The organism is Cloacibacillus evryensis DSM 19522 (assembly GCF_000585335.1).
GTDB lineage: Bacteria > Synergistota > Synergistia > Synergistales > Synergistaceae > Cloacibacillus > Cloacibacillus evryensis.
Genome location: NZ_KK073872.1, coordinates 2,607,014 through 2,624,319, shown reverse-complemented (window position 1 = coordinate 2,624,319; position 17,306 = coordinate 2,607,014). Strand labels below are relative to the sequence as shown.

The following is a 17,306-nucleotide window of genomic DNA, read 5'->3' as shown; positions in this document are numbered from 1 at the left end:
ATGGATTTCCATAAGAAAGGTCTTTATCTTCTCCTGATCGCGCTTCTTTTTTCGCTGTCCGGCGGTATGGCGCAGGCCTCCACCCTCGCCGACCTGCGCGAGGAACTTGTCCGTTACCAGACGGAGCCGGCCGCGCGCGCCGCTCAGATCGCGAAAGACCTCCGCAAGGTGAGGGATATCGAGGGAGGCCTCGCGCGGCAGTATGACATCCCCGTCTCCGAGGTGCTCAATTACGAATATGAGCTTGAAGGGATAATAAACACCTACTACAGCATCTACTTTCTTCAGAAACGCACTGACGCCGACAGCACCTTCATTCTTGACGACAACCGCATAAAGGAGCTGGCCGCCGCGAAGCCGCCCTACCCGTTCGTCTTTTATCTGGACGTTATCGAGGATATCGACAACTGCCGCCAGTCCTTTCTGGGCTTTCAGGAAAGCATCGCGCGTTACAGGGATGCGCTTCAGAACCTCAGCGGGCGGAAGAACGACATAGAGAGGGATTACCGCCTCTGCCGTGAGAAAAGCTCGCTTTCGACGGAAAACCGCCTCAAATACAACTTCGAGCTGCTGATCATCAAGGCTAAACTTGAACACTGTTACGCCGATTACACCTTCTACGAGACTAATCTTAAGATCGCGATGCAGGAATCCTCCGAGCTGAAGGAGAAGCTTGACACGCTGGAGCCCATAATCAGAAACGTGCGCGCGAATATCGACTTCTCGGCGGACGATTTCGCCTTTCTCGACGCTACCGTCAACGCGAAGGTACGGCTGCTGGAAAATACCGTCGTCATGCTGAACGACAAGTTCAACAGTCTCGGCGCGGCGCGCCGCAGTACCGAGTATCAGACTGATTTTACAAAGTATTGGATCCCGACGGAACAGAATCTGGTGGAAGACGAAACGCTGCTCGTACTGGACCTTGTCGAGCTGTGGTCGGCCACGCGCCTGACCTGGCGTTCTATGGACGACCTGCTCTCCGGCAAATTCACGCTGAAACAGCGTCGTGAGCTGCAGGCAAGGACGAAGGCGATCTTTGAACAGTGCCGAGTCGACCTGAAAGTCGTCAACGATGACCTGCAGAGCCTGCGGAGAGTAAATCAGGAGGTGTCGCGCCGCTTCGGCGATGACAGCTGGCTCAAGACGAAGGACGAAATCGCGATGCGCGACGAGTTCCGCATGAACATCGACGCGCGGAAGAATCGTTACCTTTCCTACATAGTGATGCTCGGCGAGATGTCGGGACAGTTCGAGATACTGATCGCTGAGACAGACCGCCTGATAGGGGAGGCAAATGCCGACGATAGGATCGAGAGTATCTGGCGCGACAATATCGGCGGCCTCCTGGACACGGAAGTCTGGAGCATCGACGACTACCCGATAACGGCGAAGAAACTCAGCCTGGCGATGGTGATCTTCCTCTTCGGCCTGATGGTCACTCATTACGCCGTGGTGCTCACAAGACGCCACTTTGAAAAGAGGGCCGAGCATGTGAGCCGCCACAGCTCTCTGCTCATCCAGAATTTCGTCTTTTATCTCGGCCTGATCGTTTCATTCCTGATCACGCTGTGGATGCTGCACATACCGCTGACGGCCTTCGCCTTTATGGGAGGCGCCGCGGCCATCGCGATAGGCCTCGGCACGCAGAAGATAATGGGGGACACCCTCTCCGGCATCCTGCTGCTCTTCCAGAAAAAGCTGCGTATCGGCGACGAGGTGATCATCGGAAACACCCACGGCATCGTCAGCGAGATAACGCTGCAGAATACGGTGCTGGTGTGCCAGCAGTCGCGTCATCTGATAATCCCCAACAGCAAGGTGCTGGACAGCCCGGTGCTGAACCTTACGCTCAATAATTCTCTCTCCCGCACGGAGATAAATATTTCCATCGCCTATGACAGCGACGTCAGCCTCGCGATGGGGCTGATACGCACCGTTCTCAGCGAAAACCCCAACGTTCTCAAAACGCCGCCCTTTCGCATCATCCTCTCGGAATTTGAGGACAGCGCGATAAAGTTCACCGCTTTTTTCTTTGTCGACCTGAGCAAGGTCTTTGAGTCCAACGTGCAGAGTGCGGTGCGCATGAGCATCCTTGACGTCTTCCGCGAGCATAATATCGAAATACCCTTCCCGCAGACGGAGGTCAAAATCAAAGACGACGACAGGAGCGACGCCCGGAATAAGGACGGGAAATAATAAGAAAAGCCGGGCCTTTTGAATGTGTTGTCTGAATATTTCAAACCATGTTGTATAAATAAATTTTTATTTGTTATAAAACTAACCTATAGTTGCCATATATTCCCTTTTCTGATATTATAAAAAAGGTTTCGCCCACCGTAGACGGAAGGAGATGGCAGCATGAAGATCGGCAAGATGGTCGCCGTCGTTGATTCGCACACATGCGGAGAACCGACACGTATCGTTATTGGAGGAGCGCCGATATTTCGCGGCGCCTCGATGGCGGAGAAGTGGGTGGACTTCCGCCATAACCACAACGACTTCCGCCGCTTTATCATGACGGAGCCGCGCGGCCACGCCGACATGTTCGGCGCGATCATGGTGCCTCCCGTCAACGAGGAGGCCGACACCGGCGTCATCTTCTGCGACTCCGGCGGCAGCGTCTCGATGTGCGGCCACGGCTCCATCGGCCTCGCGTCGGCGATGGTGAACCTGCATATGGTCCAGGTCTATGAGCCCTACACCTATGTGAAGCTCGATACTCCCGCGGGCCTCGTTACGCTTAAGGTCGAGGTCGTACATGGCGAGGCCGTCAGTGCGACGCTGCAGAATGTCCCCTCTTTCGTATATGCGCGCGGCCTCGACCTCCATCTTCCATCGCTGGGGCGGACTGTGAAGTTCGATATCTGCTTCGGCGGCAGTTTTTTCGCGATCATGGACGCCGCGGATTTCGGCCTTGACCTCGTGCCGCAGGAGGCGCCCCGCCTCATCAGGCTTGGCGTCGAGGTTATAGAGGAGGCCAACAGGCAGTATACGGTACACCATCCGCAGATCCCGATGAACAATAAAATATTGCTCGCGGAATTCGGTCTGCACCGCGACGGCGAACATGCCCGCAACTGCGTGATCTTCGGGGCCTGTAATGTGGACCGCTCGCCCTGCGGCACGGGAACATGCGCGAAGATGGCGCTGCTGGCCGACCGCGGCGACCTTGCGCCAAATGAACCTTTTCTTCACGAGAGCATACTCGGCACTCTCTTTGAGGGCCGTTATGAAGAGGGGCCGATGATCGGAGATTATCATTCGATCATTCCCTTTATCAAAGGCAGCGCGAACATCGTCGGCTTTAACTGGCTCATCAGCCACGAGAACGATCCGCTGCTTCCTGGTTTTCTCCTTCACTGAAGACGGATCGGCAATACTACGCAGTTTCTCCGTTTAAGGAGGCTTTAGGCGCGTGAAACCCCTGTGTCAGGGCGCGTCAGCCTCTTTTTTTGAATCAATAATATATATAAAATCATAAGGAAGATAACTATAAGAACCCTATTATCGGTTTTTGCGCCGGTAATCGGCTTTGATATTGGCTTGTACCATATATTGCCGGCGGGTGTTTTTAAAAATGCCGATAAAGCCGCGTGGGGACAGGCTTTTTTCGTCTAAGCAAATCTACGCACCGGAGACAAAATAGAGAAATGTTTTGATTTACTTATTTATTGCCGCTTGGCTATACTCAACGCATAACGAAGAGACGCGAAGGGGGTAATAAGGATGGCGATAGGAGAAATGGTCCTGATGAGCGTAATGGGAATTACGGCGTTGGTTTCGACCGTATTCACGCTGTACATGCTGAAGATAACAATTTGGAGTGAGCCGCTCGAATCAAAGATACCTCAGACAGAGGTAAAAAGAGCCGGTTGCTAATATATTCCTCCCTAGGAAGAGGTGCGGCCTTTATGGCCGCTCTTTTTTTTGTCTTTTTACATGAAATTATCGCATGGCTCTCATTCAAAGTCGTCGTTTTACTAATTGATACGCGGCTGTTATTATTAATGCCATCAGGAGCGGCCGTTCCAGGGAATTAAAAATTCAGCACTGCTTGAGGAGGTTGTCACAATGACGTACGGAGAAATGATCATGGTTGGAGCCACAGCCTTTACAGCGGCCGGCAGCCTGGTTTTCGCGCTCGTGATGGTGATCGGCGAGGTATGGCGCGACTGCGCTAAGGATGATAAAGGGCACGCGAAAACTGCCGCTAGGGCGATGTAAAAGCCCAAACGACTTGTTCAGAGACAAAGTCTGTCCCCCACTCACAGACTATGTCACTTCCTTCAGACCGGTGCGGCAGGTTTATCTGCCGCACTTTTTGTTCTCTGAAGAAAACTCCCGGCTAAGTCTGGAGTTCCTTTTTTCTCCGTTTCCGGCGGCTATATATTGCCCAGTACGACGGTTTCGAGTTCTTTTTTCGCTGCCTCCGCCAGCCGGCGAAGCAGCCCCGTATCAGTGGCCTCTCTATCTTTCATGAGCCTGCGCGGGAAAAATCGCGTGATGTGGAGGGGGATCTTTCTGTCGACGGAAGCGACCCAGGCGGCGAGCGCCGCCATCTCATCCGCGCCGTCGTTCTCTCCCGGTACGATGAGTGTCGTCAGTTCTACGTGGGCGTGAGCGGCGGCGGTCTTTATAAAACCCTTTACCGTGTCGAGGTCGCCTCCAAGTTTCCGGTAGTATTCGCGCGTGAAGCCTTTAAGGTCGATATTGTATGCGTCAATGTAGGGCAGCAGCTCTCGGAGTATCTCCTGCGTGACGGAGCCGTTGGTGACGGCGGCATTTTTCATCCCGCGTTTTTTCACCTCGGCGGCGCTGTCGCGCACGAATTCCCAGCCGATCAGCGGCTCGTTGTAGGTATAGGCGACGCCGATGCTGCCGCGTTCCCGCAGCTCGACGGCGAGCGCGGCGAGCTCGGCGGGGGATATGCCGCGCGTCGGGACCTCCCCCGCTCCGGCGCCGGCGATCTCGTAATTCTGGCAGAAGGGACAGTCCATATTGCATCCGAAGGTGCCGACGGAGAGGATGAAGCTGCCGGGGTAAAAATTCACGAAGGGTTTTTTCTCCACCGGGTCGAGCGCCGCGGAGGTTATCTTCCCATAGCTCGCGCTGACGCTTCTGCCGCCGGCGTTCAGCCGCGCGCGGCAGAAGCCTGTCTCGCCCTCCGCGAGCCGGCAGTGCCGGAAGCATACGGGGCAGTTGATGCTAGTGATGGCGCACCACCTCGAATCTTTCAAGCTCCGCTTTCTCGCCCTTGCCGATGCCGGCCTTTTCCTTCGCGATGGAGATCTGCTCTTCGACGCTGTCGACGCCCTCAAGGTTTGGCAGCAGCAGGCCGCGCCGCCCGCCCCTGGTTACGATCACGCCGTATCTTTTTACGTCGAGTTCGGCGGCGGAGCCGATCTTTTCAGTTTCGCCGAGGACGTCCACGCTGTAGACGAGCTGGGGCAGCTCTTTTCTTTCGACCGGGTCGAAGCGCGGGTCGCTCGACGCCGCGCTTATGGCGTTGTTGATTATCTCCGCCGCCACCGAGGGCGAGGCGGCAGCGATGGTTCCGATGCAGCCCCGCAGTCTTCCATCTTTTTTGAGCGAGACGAAGGTGCCGGCGCGGCGCGAAAGCATCTCCGCCGGCAGTCCGGCCGGTACGGCGATCTTTTTGCCGCTGGTGACGTATGTCTCGACGGCGGCGCGCGCGAGGCGGACATAGGCGTCCTCCTTTTCCTTCAGCGCGGCAAGCCGCGCGCGCTCTCTATCCGCGAATTCCGTGAGGAAGCGCCGGTTTTCATCCGGCCCCGCCGCGCGGAAGAGGCATGTCCCGTAGCCGACGCCGAAGGGGCCCTCGTATGACAGAGGTTCGGCCTTGACCGCCGTGCCGTCGAAGGCCCCGGCCATGACGACGAATGAGCGGTGCCCACACTCTCCGGCGCTTTCGCAGAATCCCTCTGAAAAGTCAAAAAGCTCGCCGAAGGCTCCGCGTCCCATCACATCCATGACGAGCGCGTCGTAGCGAGGACCCTCCGGATTGAAACCGTAAGGGCCGTCCTCCTTGAGGCGGTGCGAGAGATCGCCGCTGGCGATTATCGCCGTCCTCCGGCGGAGCCGCTCGGCTGTCTCCCTGATGAGCATTCCGAGGCGGTAGTGCTCTGTGAGCGGAAGTCCGGAGATCGCGACGCGCACGACCTTTGCTTTTATCGCGCCGCAAGTCTTTTCAAGGAAATAGAGCGGCACGAGCGTCGCGTGGTCAAGCTCTCCGAGACGCTCCCCAAGCGTTCCCGCGGGCAGGCCGCCGGCCTCCGCCAATGTCTCGAGCCCGCTTACAAATTCCGCGTCGTAATCTACGGAGACGGCGGCCCGCGGAGCGCCGAAGTTCGCGAAACTTCCAGACGCGCGTGCGCCGGGAGAGATGTGGAAATAATCGCGGTAGACGGCGGCGTGCGGCGAGATGACGATCAGCGTCTCCGGCGCGGCGCCGGCGATGAACGAAGCGGCCCTTTCGTACGCCGCGGCGGTCTTTGAGATGGTTTTTTCCCCGCCTTTGCCGACCTCCGGTATTATGAGCGGAGGGTGCGGGACCATTATTCCAGCTTCAATTCCCATGCCTGTTCCTCCAATCTTGTATGAAATATACGTTTCTTTATATACGCCGGCCATAATATGGATCGGGATATTTCAAATTATACACCGCGCGGCGGCCGGCAAACGCCTTTCGCAGCGTGCGAACGTATATAATATACCCGCATATGCCGAAGGGCCGATAGGGCGTTTTGAGGATCGCGCGGCGCCGGCGTTTAAGGAACGGAGAAGACAAACCTTTAACGAAACGGATGATGAAAATGAAAAAGATAGAGGACGTGGCCCTTATCGGGCTTGGCGCGGTCGGATGCGCCTATCTGACGACGATGGCGGAGCGCCTGCCCATGGAGAAGATACGTGTCATTGCCGCGGGGGAGCGCGCCGAGCGCTGCCGCCAAAATGGGATGAACTATAATGGAAGGCGCTGCCGCTTCAACGTCGCGGAACCCGGCACCGGCGAACCGCCGGCCGATCTGGTATTCGTATCCGTGAAGAACACCCAGCTTGCCGGGGCGATAGATGACATTCGGGATTTTGTCGGCCCCAGGACGGTGATCATCGCGCCGCTGAACGGAGTCACGAGCGAACGGCTGCTGATGTCGCGTTATGGCGCGGAGAGGGTCCTCTACTCCTACGCGATGAAGATAGACGCGACGCGTGTCGGCGACAGCACGTTCTGCGGGAATACCGGCTTCATCCCCTTCGGGGAGGCGCGCAACGAGCCGGGCCGTTATTCGGAGAATGTCGCGGCGGTGGAGGATTTTTTTCTGCGCACCGGCATCGAATATGAGATTCCCGAAGACATGATAACGAGCCTGTGGAAAAAGTTCATGATGAATACGGGGCTTAACCAGACCTCCGCGATACTGGGCTTCACGTACGGAATGATGCAGCGCTCCCCGAGCGCGCGCGCCCTCATGCGTTCGGCGATGGAGGAGGCCGCGGCCGCGGCCGGCGCCGAGGGGATCTCCCTGGGGACGAGGGAGATAGATGACTGTTTCAGGATAATGGATATGCTTGGCGCCGAGGGAAAGACCTCGATGCTGCAGGATATCGAAGCAAGGCGTTTGACAGAGGTCGAGGCCTTCGCGGGGACCGTGGTCGATATCGCTGACAGGCACGGGCTCGCCGTCCCCGTCAACCGTACCTACCTGCGGCAGATCCGGGCGATGGAAGAATCTTTTTAAACGGACGCCGGTATGAATGGGCCGCCCGGAAAGGCGGCGCGGCGCTGAAAGGTCTGCGCCGCCTGCCGCCGGACTCCACGCGTCCCTTAAAACCGGCTCCGCTTCAGTCCGGAGCTGACGTCGAGCCGCATCTCCGTCCGGTCGAGCAGGAGCTGGAGGCTCGCGTCCTCGGCTATTTCGGTCATCACCATGCGTCCGTAAATATTACGCACGACGCAGTATTCGGTGACGATCACGTCCACCACGCCATGGCCGGTCAGCGGCAGCGAGCATTTCTGCACGAGTTTGCTGCGTCCATCCCTGTCGAAGTGGCGCGTCGCGACGTAGACCTTCTTCGCTCCCGCAACGATGTCCATCGCGCCGCCCATGCCGGGTACGCGTACCTGCGGGATCATCCAGTTCGCGAGGCTGCCCTCGCGGTCGACCTCAAGCGCGCCGAGAATGGTGACGTCGATGTGGCCGCCGCGCATGATCGCGAAACTCAGCTCGGAGGAGATCAGCGCGCCGCCGGGCAGCACCGAGACCGGCGTTCCGCCGGCGTCGATGACGCGCAGATCGTCTTTGTCCCTGCCCGGGCCGGCGTTGATGACGCCGTTTTCCGTCTGCAGTATGAGCCGCACGTTTTTCGGCACATAGTCGGGCACGAGCTGCGGGATGCCGATGCCGAGGTTTACCAGCGCGCCGTCCTCGAGCTCCGCCGCTATCCTCCTCGCTATACGCGCGCGCGCCTCGTTCTCGCTAAGTTCTGGAAGCATATTCGCCCTCTCCCTTCAATACCAGCGCGTCGATGAAGATGCCCGGCGTTACGACGTCGTCCGGGGCTATCCCGCCGATTGGCACGACTTCGTCCACTTCGGCCACGACCTTTGCCGCGGCGGTCGCCATCGTCGGATTGAAATTCCGGTTCGTTCCGTAGTAGATGAGATTTCCCGCCGCGTCCGCCCTGTATGCGCGGATGAGGGCGACGTCGGCCTTTAGCGGGCGTTCGATGATGTAGCGCCGCCCGTCGAGCTCGACGCTGTCGCGCCCCTCCTCATAGACGGTGTCCACGCCGGTCGGCGTGAGGATGCCGCCGAGCCCGGCGCCGCCCGCGCGGATGCGCTCGACGAAGGTGCCCATCGGGATAAGCTCTATCTTCAGCTCCCCGCTCGTATACAGCTCCTGTGTCTTTTTATTGAGGCCGATGTGTGAGGCGACGAGCGAGCGGAGCTGCCCGTTCGTCACGAGCCGCGCCACGCCGACCGGGCCCGGTACTTTAGTCTGGAAGTAGCTGGTGTCGACGCAGATGAGGTCGATATCTCTCACGCCGCTCTCACAAAGCGCCTCTATGATCGTATAGGGCGCGCCGCCGTAATTGAAGCCGCCGATCATCAGCGAGCTCCCCGGCGATATGTACGCCGCGGCCTCGCCGGCGGTGATGACGGGCTTGATAAATGGTTTCGCCATTCAGTAAAACATCCTCTCAAGCGTTCTGCCACAAGTTTTACAGCCGCGGCGGCGAATGTCAAGGAGAAGTTTCTCCCTGCGCGCTGGCAGGCCGCCTATTGTGATATCATTTAATCGACCTAGGAGGCGGTAGCTGTGGACAGAGAATATCTATTATCGATGATAAAAGAACTTGTTGCGATACCGAGCGTTACGGAGAGCGCCGCGGAGAGCGCTCCCGGCGAATGGCTCTTTGAAAGGCTCTCAAAGCTTCCCTATTTCCAGGAACATCGAGCTCACCTTAAGCTGGCCGAAACGCCGCTGGAGGGCTCGCTTTATAAGTTGAAATCGCTGGTAGCCCGCGTCGACGCCGCCAAAAAGACGGCGCGCACGGTGCTGCTCATCGGCCATTACGACGTCGTCGATATAAAATGCTACGGCGATATCGCCGAACACGCCTTTGCTCCCGACCGGCTCGCGGAGATATTCGGGGCCGGCGGAGACATCCTCTACGGGCGCGGCGTGATGGACATGAAGTGCGGCGTCGCGGTCGAAACGGCGCTCATTGAGGAGTTCGCGAAGGACCGCGGCCTCTTTGACGTAAACCTCGTGATGGCCCTCGTCGGGGACGAGGAGAACGCCTCGGCCGGTATGCGCGGCGTGCTGCCGGCCATCGCGGCGATGCAGGCGGAGGGGCTTGACTTTCTCGCGGCGCTGAACACCGAGCCGGGGGAGGCGGGGCAGTCCGGCGTTGTCGGCCCGATGGTATTCCTCGGCACGCTCGGCAAGCTGATGCCGGGCTTCTACATCCGCGGGCGCGACGCCCATGTCGGCAGCTGTTACAACGGTTTCTCCGCGCTGCTAGCAGCCTCGCGGCTCGTCGCGTACGCGGAGGGCAACCCCTACCTCGCGGACCCGCTGCACGGCGTCTGCCAGCCCTCGTGGATCTGTCTCGACATGAAGGCGCTGCGCGACTTTTACAGCGTTACCGTCCCCGATAAGGCTTACGCCTACTTCAATTGCTTCACGACGAACAACACCCCCGCGCTGGTGATGGAGCAGATGCGCGGCATCGCGGCCTACGCGCTGCGCCAGAGCTCGGAGCAGCTCACCGCCTCCTATCGCGCGCTTCTCGCGCTGGGCTATGAGGGGGCGGAGTTTGAACCGGCGGAACCGGCAGTCTATACGCTGGAGGAGCTAAAAGAGCTTGCGCGCGGGCGTCACGGCGCTTCGTTCGACGATGAGCTGAGCCGCTATATAGAGACGCTGCCCCCCGGCGATATGCGCGCTCGCGGCATAAAGGCCGTCGATTTCATCGCCGACCGTTCCGGCGCGGAGGGGCCCTATATCGTCTGCTTCTTCTTGCCGCCGTGGCTGGCGGTGCGCACCGACATTACGGACGACCCGCGCGACAGGGCGGCGGTCGCGGCTGCGCGCGCAGTCGCGGAGGAGTGCGCCGCAAAATACGGGCTTAAAATGACGGAGACAGAGCTTTTCGCCGGACTCTGCGACCTCAGCTACGTAGGGGCGAAGGTTTCCGACGACGACGTGCGTGCGCTCAGCGAGAATATGCCCGGCTGGGGCGGCATTTATAATATCCCGCTCGCGGAGATGCAGGGGCTAGGCCTTCCCGTGATGAACCTCGGCCCGAGCGGCGAGGCCCCCCATAAAAGAGACGAACGCCTGCACCTGAGCTACTCGCTCGACGTGCTGCCGGAGCTGCTCAAGAGGGCGGTCAGAGAGATATCGAAAAGAAACTCTTAATAACAGGCCGGCCGGCGCGGACCGCTGGGAGAGCTGCGCGCAATACGCTGAACTTATTTATTAGTGTTGTGGTACAATGTACCTCGCATATCTTATATAAGGGGAGCACGATAAACAAAATGTACGATGACGACGTTCGAATACGTCCGGCCAGGCCAGAAGAGGCGGAAGAACTGACAGACATAGCCTGGAGATCCAAATCTTACTGGGATTACCCCGTGGATGTGATGAACATCTTTCGGGAGATGCTCAACATCGAGCAGGATTTTATCGAAAACAATCCCTCTTATCTCATAGAGCACGAGGAGACAGACGAAAAGGTCGGTTTTTATGCGCTTGAGAAAAAGGACGGGAAATTATGGCTCGAACATCTATGGGTGCTTCCCGATGAAATTGGCACCGGGCTGGGCGGAAAGCTCTTCCTTCACGCCTGCGAGATCGCCGAGACGATGGGAGCCGAGGAACTTTACATAGTATCCGACCCGAACGCCGAGGAATTCTACCGGCACATGGGAGCGGAGAAGATAGGAGAAGAGCGGACGGAGGGATTGCCGGAACGGCTCCTTCCCGTGATGCGCATAAAACTATAATATGCTATATCAATGGCAGGAAAAAGCGCTTGAGACAATAGCGGGGAAGGACGCGATCCTCTCCGCTCCGACAGGCAGCGGCAAAACCTGGGTCGCCTATATATGGGCCGGACTCATGAGCCGCGACGGCACGCCTCAGATGCCGGAAGGGCGCGTGATCTTTACCGCGCCGATCAAGGCCCTCTCCAACGAACGCTACCTTGAACTTAAATCGATGGGCTTCGACGTGGGGCTCGAGACCGGCGATTTCAAGAAAAACGCCGGTGCCGAGGTGCTCTGCTGCACGCAGGAGATATACACCCTCAAATATGCCCACATCCCCGGACAAAAGGTCATAATCGACGAGTTCCATTTCATCTTCAACGACCCGGAGCGCGCCCGCGCCTACATAGACGGCCTGCGCCGCACCTCTGACGAGAGCGGCATCCTCGTGATGTCCGCCACCTTCGGCAACCCGGATAAGGTGCGCGGCTACCTTGAGGAGATGGCGCGGCGCGATTTTGCCCTCTTTGAGACGGAAAAACGCGTCACGAAGCTCGTTTACAAACAGCGCGGGCTGCGCTTCGCCCAGATCCGCGACGCGCTTGTCTTCGCCTTTTCCAAAAAAGGCGTCGAATGGATCGCGGCGCAGATCGCCAGGACCCGCCGCAAGGTGGACCGCGACAAACGCGACCGCCTGCGCGAGATGTCGCAGATCCTGGAGGTCGAAAAGGTCCCGGACACGATGCTGCGCGGCGTCGGCATGTACTTCGGCTCGATGCTGCCTAAAGAAAAGCTGCTGGTGGAGATGGCCTTTCGCGAGCGGATAATAGACGTTGTCGCTGGGACCGACGCGCTCTCGCTCGGCGTGAACCTGCCGGCGGAGACGGTCGTCTTCGGCCAGATGGCGAAATTCATCGACGGGCCGCTGACGAAGAACGAATTCATGCAGATGGCCGGCCGCGCCGGACGCAAGGGATATTTCGACACGGGATACGTCTCTTATATCCCGCGCAGCAAATGCGAGAACTTCGACTACGATACGGCGATACTTTACCTTGAGACGCTTGACAAGCCCCGCGAAGAGGCGAAGATAAAGCTGCTTCCGGCGATCGGCAGACTGCTGAAAAAAGAGATAACCGTCGAAACCGAGGCGCAGACGATCGCCGAATGTTCGATGCCCCGCCGCGGCGTCCGTTCCGTAACGAAGGAGGTCGAAGCGGCGCTGCGCGAAATAACGCAGATGCTGGCTCTGATAAAGGATCAGGACGAAAGGAAGCGCGTCAGAAAAATACTCGGCGACATCTGGAGCGACGAGATGGAGCACGAGGTGAACATCGCGATCGCGCGCCTCTTCGCGAAGTACGAGATGCCCGACGCGATGGAGTGCGCCGACCTGCTGCGAAAGACGGAGAGGAACTACCTGCAGGCGCTGCTGAAGATAAAACGTTTTGCCAACCGCCTGCCGGAGGGCTACCGCTTTTCGAATATGGATCAGATAGATATCGCGGTCAACAAAATAGACGCCTCCGTCTTCGGATTCGAAGACAAGATACGGCAGATCAAGATAACCGAAGACAATTCGGAAGAAGAATAAAAGAGACGGAAAGGGGCGGCGGAGCCGCCCTCTTCTAGTCTACGATGAAAAGTTTCACGCCGTTCGGCGAAAATGAACGATGACGGTTTTTCCCGTCGTCCTCCGCCACGTAGCCCATCCCCGGGGTGAGCTCCTCTTTCGTACCGTCCTCCAGCTCGGAGATCACCGATCCCTCAAGCACGAAGAGCACATGACCGCGCGGACACCAGTGGTCCGCAAGATAGCCGGCCCCGTATTCCACGACGCGCGCGCGGACGTTGCCCTTTTCAAAGGTCCTCCACAGGGCCTCCCCGCTCTCGCCGCCGTGCGCGACGGGCTCAATTTTATTCCAGTCCACTGTCTGATAAGGCACGCCCTCGATCTTCAAACAAATTCCCCCTCTTGTGTCAACGCTCATTATATCAAAATATCAAAGAAGTTATTTTGCGAGTTAATTCACATGTTTTCGATAATTAATAATGAACAAGAAAGTGAGCAAAAAGAATATAAAAGAGTTATCAACTGTTTTTATTTGTATAAAAGTGCTATTCGCGCTCAAAATTCCTAAAAAATAATTTTAGTTGATTTTATATTAAATAAATAAGATAAATGCTGCAAAAACGCGGCAATTAAATATTGAAAAAATCGATAATATATAGCCATAAACATCATTTTTCAAACAATATGAAGCGATGTATTATGTTATTGTTTAGTTATTTTAATGAGATTGTTTTATGGATTACATTATTATCAAGACCAAGGAGGGAGAGAGGGCATGGAACTGATCCAGAGACACCCGATACTGGACTACAAGCACGGTAGGGAAGTGACATTCACCTTCGACGGGCAGGAGTTCAAGGGATACGAGGGAGAGCCGATAGCGATGGCGCTGCACGCCAACGGGGTTCTCATCTACCGTGTCACGCCGGAGATGAAAAGGACGCGCGGCTTCTTCTGCGCGATCGGCAAATGCAGCTCATGCTTCATGGTGGTAGACGGAGTCCCCAACGTCCGTACCTGCGTCACTCCGCTTTTGGCGGGGATGAAAGTCGAGACGCAAAGGGACAAGGGCCGCGTCCCCATGGACGCCTGCTAAGGAGGGGTATATTAAGATGAAAAAAGTACATGAGACAGACCTCCTCGTGATCGGCGGCGGAGCGGCGGGCCTCTGCGCGGCGGCCGAAGCCGCGGCGGCGGGAGCTAAAGTCACGGTGATAGAGAGCGATCTCCACCCGGGAGGGCAGCTCGTAAAGCAGACCCACAAATTTTTCGGTTCCAAGGACGAATACGCCGGCACCAGAGGCTATAAGATCGCCGACATCCTCCTGGACGAAATAGCTTCTCTCGGAGACAAAGTAAAAATCAACTGCAACTCCACCGTCACCGGCTGTTACCCCGAGGACGGCGTCTACACCGTAATGGCGGGCGAAGAAAACTACTACCGCGTCAAAGCCAAAAAAGCCGTTGTGGCGACCGGCGCCCAGGAAAGAATGATCCCCTTCCCCAACAACGACCTTCCCGGAGTCTACGGCGCGGGAGCGGTCCAGACACTTATGAACGTCTACGGCGTCGTGCCGGGCAAAAAAGTCGTCATGGTGGGGGCGGGCAACATCGGCCTTATCGTCAGCTACCAGCTCACCCAGGCGGGAGTCGAAGTGGCGGCGGTCGTGGAAGCCATGCCGAAAATCGGCGGCTACTGGGTCCATGCGGCAAAGATAAGACGCCTCGGCATCCCCATCCTTCTCAGACACACCATCGTAGAAGCCGTCGGCGATAAAATCCTCGAAGGGGCGGTCATTCAGGAGCTTGACGATAAATTCCAGCTCATCGGCGAACCGAAGAAAATCGACTGCGACATCATCTGCATGGCAGTCGGCCTCACGCCTACGACGGAACTCTTCTGGCAGTCGGGCTGCAAAATGCAGTTCGTCCCCCAGCTCTGCGGCTACGTGCCCTTCAGAGACAAAACCATGCAGACCAGCAACCCCGACATCTGGGTCGCGGGAGACGCCTCCGGCATAGAAGAGGCCTCCGCCGCCATGGTGGAGGGAAGGATAGCGGGTCACTCGGCGGCCAAAGCCCTGGGACACAAAATAGACGACAAGAAATTCGACGAATACTGGACCCGCCTTCACCACCTCCGCGCCGGAGAAGTGGGAGAAAAAATCCTCGCGGGAATAGACCAGGTCCTCGTAGAAAGATGGGAGGCGTAGACAATGGGCTGCACATGCGCATGCGATAAAGAAAAACTGTTCAACAGCGGCGTCCTCGTGGAACACACGGAGGGAGCCGTCCTGCCGCCGAAAGAGGCGTGGGAAGCAAAAAAAGGCGGCTACGCGGTCATAGAATGCCCCAAACGCATCCCCTGCAACCCCTGCTACACAAGCTGCCCGACAGGGGCGGTCCTTCCCTTTGAAGACATAAACGACGTACCGCGGATAGACTACGCCAAATGCACCGGCTGCGGCATCTGCGTATCGAGATGCCCTGGGCTAGCCTGCTTCGTGATCGACATGACCTACGCTTCGGACAAAGCCGTCGTCAAGCTGCCCTACGAAATGCTGCCGCTGCCGGAAAAGGGCAAGACGGTCAAATGCCTCAACCGCGTCGGGGAAGTCGTGGCCGAGGGAGAAGTGATCGCCGTCACCGAACCCTCCAAAGACCGTACCTATGTGGTCAGCGTAGTCATACCAAAAGAGCTGACGGATCAAATCCGCGCAGTCGCGGTGAACGCGCCCGCATGCCTGCGCCCGGAGGAGGAGTGCTGAAATGGCGAAAGTGAATGTGATATGCCGCTGTGAAGAGGTAGAGATCGACGAGATCCGCAAATGGATAGCGGCGGGCTACACCGAATTTGACGAATTGAAGCGCATCCTGCGCGTCGGCATGGGACCATGCCAGGGACGCGGATGCCGCGACATCATCATCCGCGAGCTTGCGCGCGCCACCGGAAAACCGATCGCCGAAGTGAGGGCCGGGGTCATCCGTCCGCCCGTGAAGCCGATAAAGGCCATGCTTTTGGCTGACGAAGACTAGGGAGGTAGTATGCCATGACAGTAAAAACTGCTGATGTGATCATAGTTGGCGGCGGCGTGCATGGATCGTCTGCCGCCTATGAACTGGCGAAGGCCGGAGTAAAGACGGTCCTCTTTGAAAAGGAATACCTCTCCTCCGGCGGTTCCGGGCGTTCGGCGGCCGGGCTTCGCCAGCATTTCGGGACCGAGGTCAACCTGCGTATGGCTCAATATAACCTCTCCGTGTTCCCGACGCTTGAAGAGGAGCTGGACACGGGCATGAAGCTCGAGTTCACTCAATGGGGCTACATGTGGGTCGCCTATTCGGACCCCTGCATGGAGCAGCTCAATAAAAACGTCACGCTTCAGAAAAGTCTCGATATACCGTCTGTGATGATGACTCCCGCGGAGATCCACGACAGATGGCCTTATCTGAACCTTGACGGCATCCTCGGCGCCGCCTTCTGCGGCGACGACGGGCATATCAACCCGCAGACGCTGACGCTGGCTTACGGGCACGCCGCGCGCCGCCTCGGCGCTGAGATAAAGACATACACGCCGGTCACGAAGCTGCTTGCGGAGAACGGCAGGATAAAGGGAGTCGTGACCGAGAGCGGGGAAGAATGGCACGCGCCGAAGGTGCTCCTTACCGCCGGCCCCTGGTCTACGCCGCTTGCGGCGACTGTGGGCGTGGAGCTTCCGGTCTACCCCGAACGCCACAATATACTTATCACGGAGGCGGTCGAGATCTTTAACTGCCCGATGGTCCTCTGCCTTGACGACGGGGCGTATTTCAAGCAGTGCCCGAACGGCACATTCATGTTCGGACGCGACGACCCAGGCGAGCCGCATACGGTAGAGGCCGGCAACAGCGCCAAATTCCTCGAAGGAGTTACCACCAGCATCCTTAAGAGGATACCGGCGCTTCGCGGAATCCGCGTCGTGCGCCAGTGGTCGGGGGCCTATGACAACACGCCGGACCACAATGCGATCATAGACTGGACTCCCGTGGAGGGACTTCTCGTCAACTGTGGCTGGAGCGGCCACGGGCTCCAGTTCGGTCCTTCCGGCGGGCGTGTCTGCAAGGAACTTCTCATGGGAGAGGCGCCATTTGTCGATCTGCACAGATTCCGCCTTTCAAGATTTGCGGAAAACGACCTCTTCTTCGAACCTGCGTTCATTTAATAAACTCTCT

General features: G+C 57.7%; 18 protein-coding genes. 13 read left to right on the top strand and 5 right to left on the bottom strand.

Annotation, left to right across the window (positions count from 1 at the left end):
* The 4 genes from CLOEV_RS11750 to CLOEV_RS16905 all read left to right on the top strand — a co-directional run bounded on the left by CLOEV_RS11750 (position 1) and on the right by CLOEV_RS16905 (position 4,227).
* On the top strand, positions 1 to 2,199 hold the full coding sequence (locus tag CLOEV_RS11750) for a mechanosensitive ion channel family protein (RefSeq protein WP_008713156.1): 2,199 nt from the start codon (positions 1 to 3) through the stop codon (positions 2,197 to 2,199).
* Between the two features lie 162 nt (positions 2,200 to 2,361).
* Complete coding sequence (locus CLOEV_RS11745) at positions 2,362 to 3,366, top strand: proline racemase family protein (protein WP_008713154.1); 1,005 nt, start codon at positions 2,362 to 2,364, stop codon at positions 3,364 to 3,366.
* 363 nt (positions 3,367 to 3,729) lie between these two features.
* Positions 3,730 to 3,882, top strand: a complete 153-nt coding sequence (locus CLOEV_RS16910; protein ID WP_008713152.1) for a hypothetical protein — start codon at positions 3,730 to 3,732, stop codon at positions 3,880 to 3,882.
* A gap of 192 nt (positions 3,883 to 4,074) precedes the next feature.
* The gene (locus CLOEV_RS16905) at positions 4,075 to 4,227 is read left to right on the top strand and encodes a hypothetical protein (RefSeq protein WP_008713150.1); all 153 of its coding nucleotides are present in this window, start codon (positions 4,075 to 4,077) and stop codon (positions 4,225 to 4,227) included.
* A 158-nt stretch (positions 4,228 to 4,385) separates the two neighbouring features.
* Here the strand turns inward: CLOEV_RS16905 and amrS are convergent, their stop codons facing one another.
* Positions 4,386 to 5,240, bottom strand: a complete 855-nt coding sequence (gene amrS, locus CLOEV_RS11740) for an AmmeMemoRadiSam system radical SAM enzyme (RefSeq protein ID WP_008713148.1) — start codon at positions 5,238 to 5,240, stop codon at positions 4,386 to 4,388.
* The gene (gene amrA / locus CLOEV_RS11735) at positions 5,209 to 6,600 is read right to left on the bottom strand and encodes an AmmeMemoRadiSam system protein A (RefSeq protein ID WP_034443919.1); all 1,392 of its coding nucleotides are present in this window, start codon (positions 6,598 to 6,600) and stop codon (positions 5,209 to 5,211) included. The genes amrS and amrA overlap by 32 nt, the downstream gene beginning before the upstream one ends.
* A gap of 236 nt (positions 6,601 to 6,836) precedes the next feature.
* Here amrA and CLOEV_RS11730 point away from each other — a divergent pair, with 236 nt between their 5' ends.
* Positions 6,837 to 7,763 (top strand): ketopantoate reductase family protein, encoded by a 927-nt coding sequence (locus tag CLOEV_RS11730; RefSeq protein WP_008713144.1) that lies wholly within the window; start codon positions 6,837 to 6,839, stop codon positions 7,761 to 7,763.
* Positions 7,764 to 7,849: 86 nt separating this feature from the next.
* On the opposite strand, the gene CLOEV_RS11725 is transcribed toward CLOEV_RS11730, so the two are convergent.
* Both CLOEV_RS11725 and CLOEV_RS11720 read right to left on the bottom strand, forming a co-directional pair.
* Complete coding sequence (locus tag CLOEV_RS11725) at positions 7,850 to 8,518, bottom strand: 3-oxoacid CoA-transferase subunit B (RefSeq protein WP_008713142.1); 669 nt, start codon at positions 8,516 to 8,518, stop codon at positions 7,850 to 7,852.
* Positions 8,502 to 9,209, bottom strand: a complete 708-nt coding sequence (locus CLOEV_RS11720; RefSeq protein WP_034443917.1) for a CoA transferase subunit A — start codon at positions 9,207 to 9,209, stop codon at positions 8,502 to 8,504. The genes CLOEV_RS11725 and CLOEV_RS11720 overlap by 17 nt, the downstream gene beginning before the upstream one ends.
* 135 nt (positions 9,210 to 9,344) lie before the next feature.
* On the opposite strand from CLOEV_RS11720, the gene CLOEV_RS11715 reads away from it, so the two are divergent.
* From CLOEV_RS11715 to CLOEV_RS11705, 3 genes are all read left to right on the top strand, one after another.
* Entirely contained in the window at positions 9,345 to 10,952 is a 1,608-nt protein-coding gene (locus tag CLOEV_RS11715; RefSeq protein ID WP_156938411.1) for a M20/M25/M40 family metallo-hydrolase, read from the top strand.
* A gap of 119 nt (positions 10,953 to 11,071) precedes the next feature.
* On the top strand, positions 11,072 to 11,542 hold the full coding sequence (locus CLOEV_RS11710; RefSeq protein ID WP_008713135.1) for a GNAT family N-acetyltransferase: 471 nt from the start codon (positions 11,072 to 11,074) through the stop codon (positions 11,540 to 11,542).
* Position 11,543: 1 nt separating this feature from the next.
* Positions 11,544 to 13,118, top strand: a complete 1,575-nt coding sequence (locus CLOEV_RS11705; RefSeq protein ID WP_008713133.1) for a DEAD/DEAH box helicase — start codon at positions 11,544 to 11,546, stop codon at positions 13,116 to 13,118.
* Between the two features lie 34 nt (positions 13,119 to 13,152).
* On the opposite strand, the gene CLOEV_RS11700 is transcribed toward CLOEV_RS11705, so the two are convergent.
* The gene (locus tag CLOEV_RS11700) at positions 13,153 to 13,485 is read right to left on the bottom strand and encodes a DHCW motif cupin fold protein (protein WP_034443914.1); all 333 of its coding nucleotides are present in this window, start codon (positions 13,483 to 13,485) and stop codon (positions 13,153 to 13,155) included.
* A 387-nt stretch (positions 13,486 to 13,872) separates the two neighbouring features.
* Between CLOEV_RS11700 and CLOEV_RS11695 the strand changes: the two genes are divergently transcribed.
* Genes CLOEV_RS11695 through CLOEV_RS11675 form a run of 5 tightly spaced genes read left to right on the top strand, consistent with a single transcriptional unit; the run spans position 13,873 to position 17,296 of the window.
* Positions 13,873 to 14,193, top strand: a complete 321-nt coding sequence (locus CLOEV_RS11695; protein ID WP_034443911.1) for a (2Fe-2S)-binding protein — start codon at positions 13,873 to 13,875, stop codon at positions 14,191 to 14,193.
* 16 nt (positions 14,194 to 14,209) lie between these two features.
* A complete protein-coding gene (locus CLOEV_RS11690; RefSeq protein WP_034443908.1) occupies positions 14,210 to 15,310 on the top strand; it encodes an NAD(P)/FAD-dependent oxidoreductase in 1,101 nt (366 codons plus the stop codon).
* 3 nt (positions 15,311 to 15,313) lie between these two features.
* Positions 15,314 to 15,865, top strand: a complete 552-nt coding sequence (locus CLOEV_RS11685) for a 4Fe-4S dicluster domain-containing protein (protein ID WP_008713127.1) — start codon at positions 15,314 to 15,316, stop codon at positions 15,863 to 15,865.
* 1 nt (position 15,866) lies between these two features.
* Positions 15,867 to 16,133: a (2Fe-2S)-binding protein gene (locus tag CLOEV_RS11680; RefSeq protein ID WP_008713125.1), complete on the top strand. Its 267-nt coding sequence runs from the start codon at positions 15,867 to 15,869 to the stop codon at positions 16,131 to 16,133.
* Positions 16,134 to 16,147: 14 nt separating this feature from the next.
* Complete coding sequence (locus tag CLOEV_RS11675) at positions 16,148 to 17,296, top strand: NAD(P)/FAD-dependent oxidoreductase (protein ID WP_034443906.1); 1,149 nt, start codon at positions 16,148 to 16,150, stop codon at positions 17,294 to 17,296.
* Positions 17,297 to 17,306 lie beyond the last annotated feature (10 nt).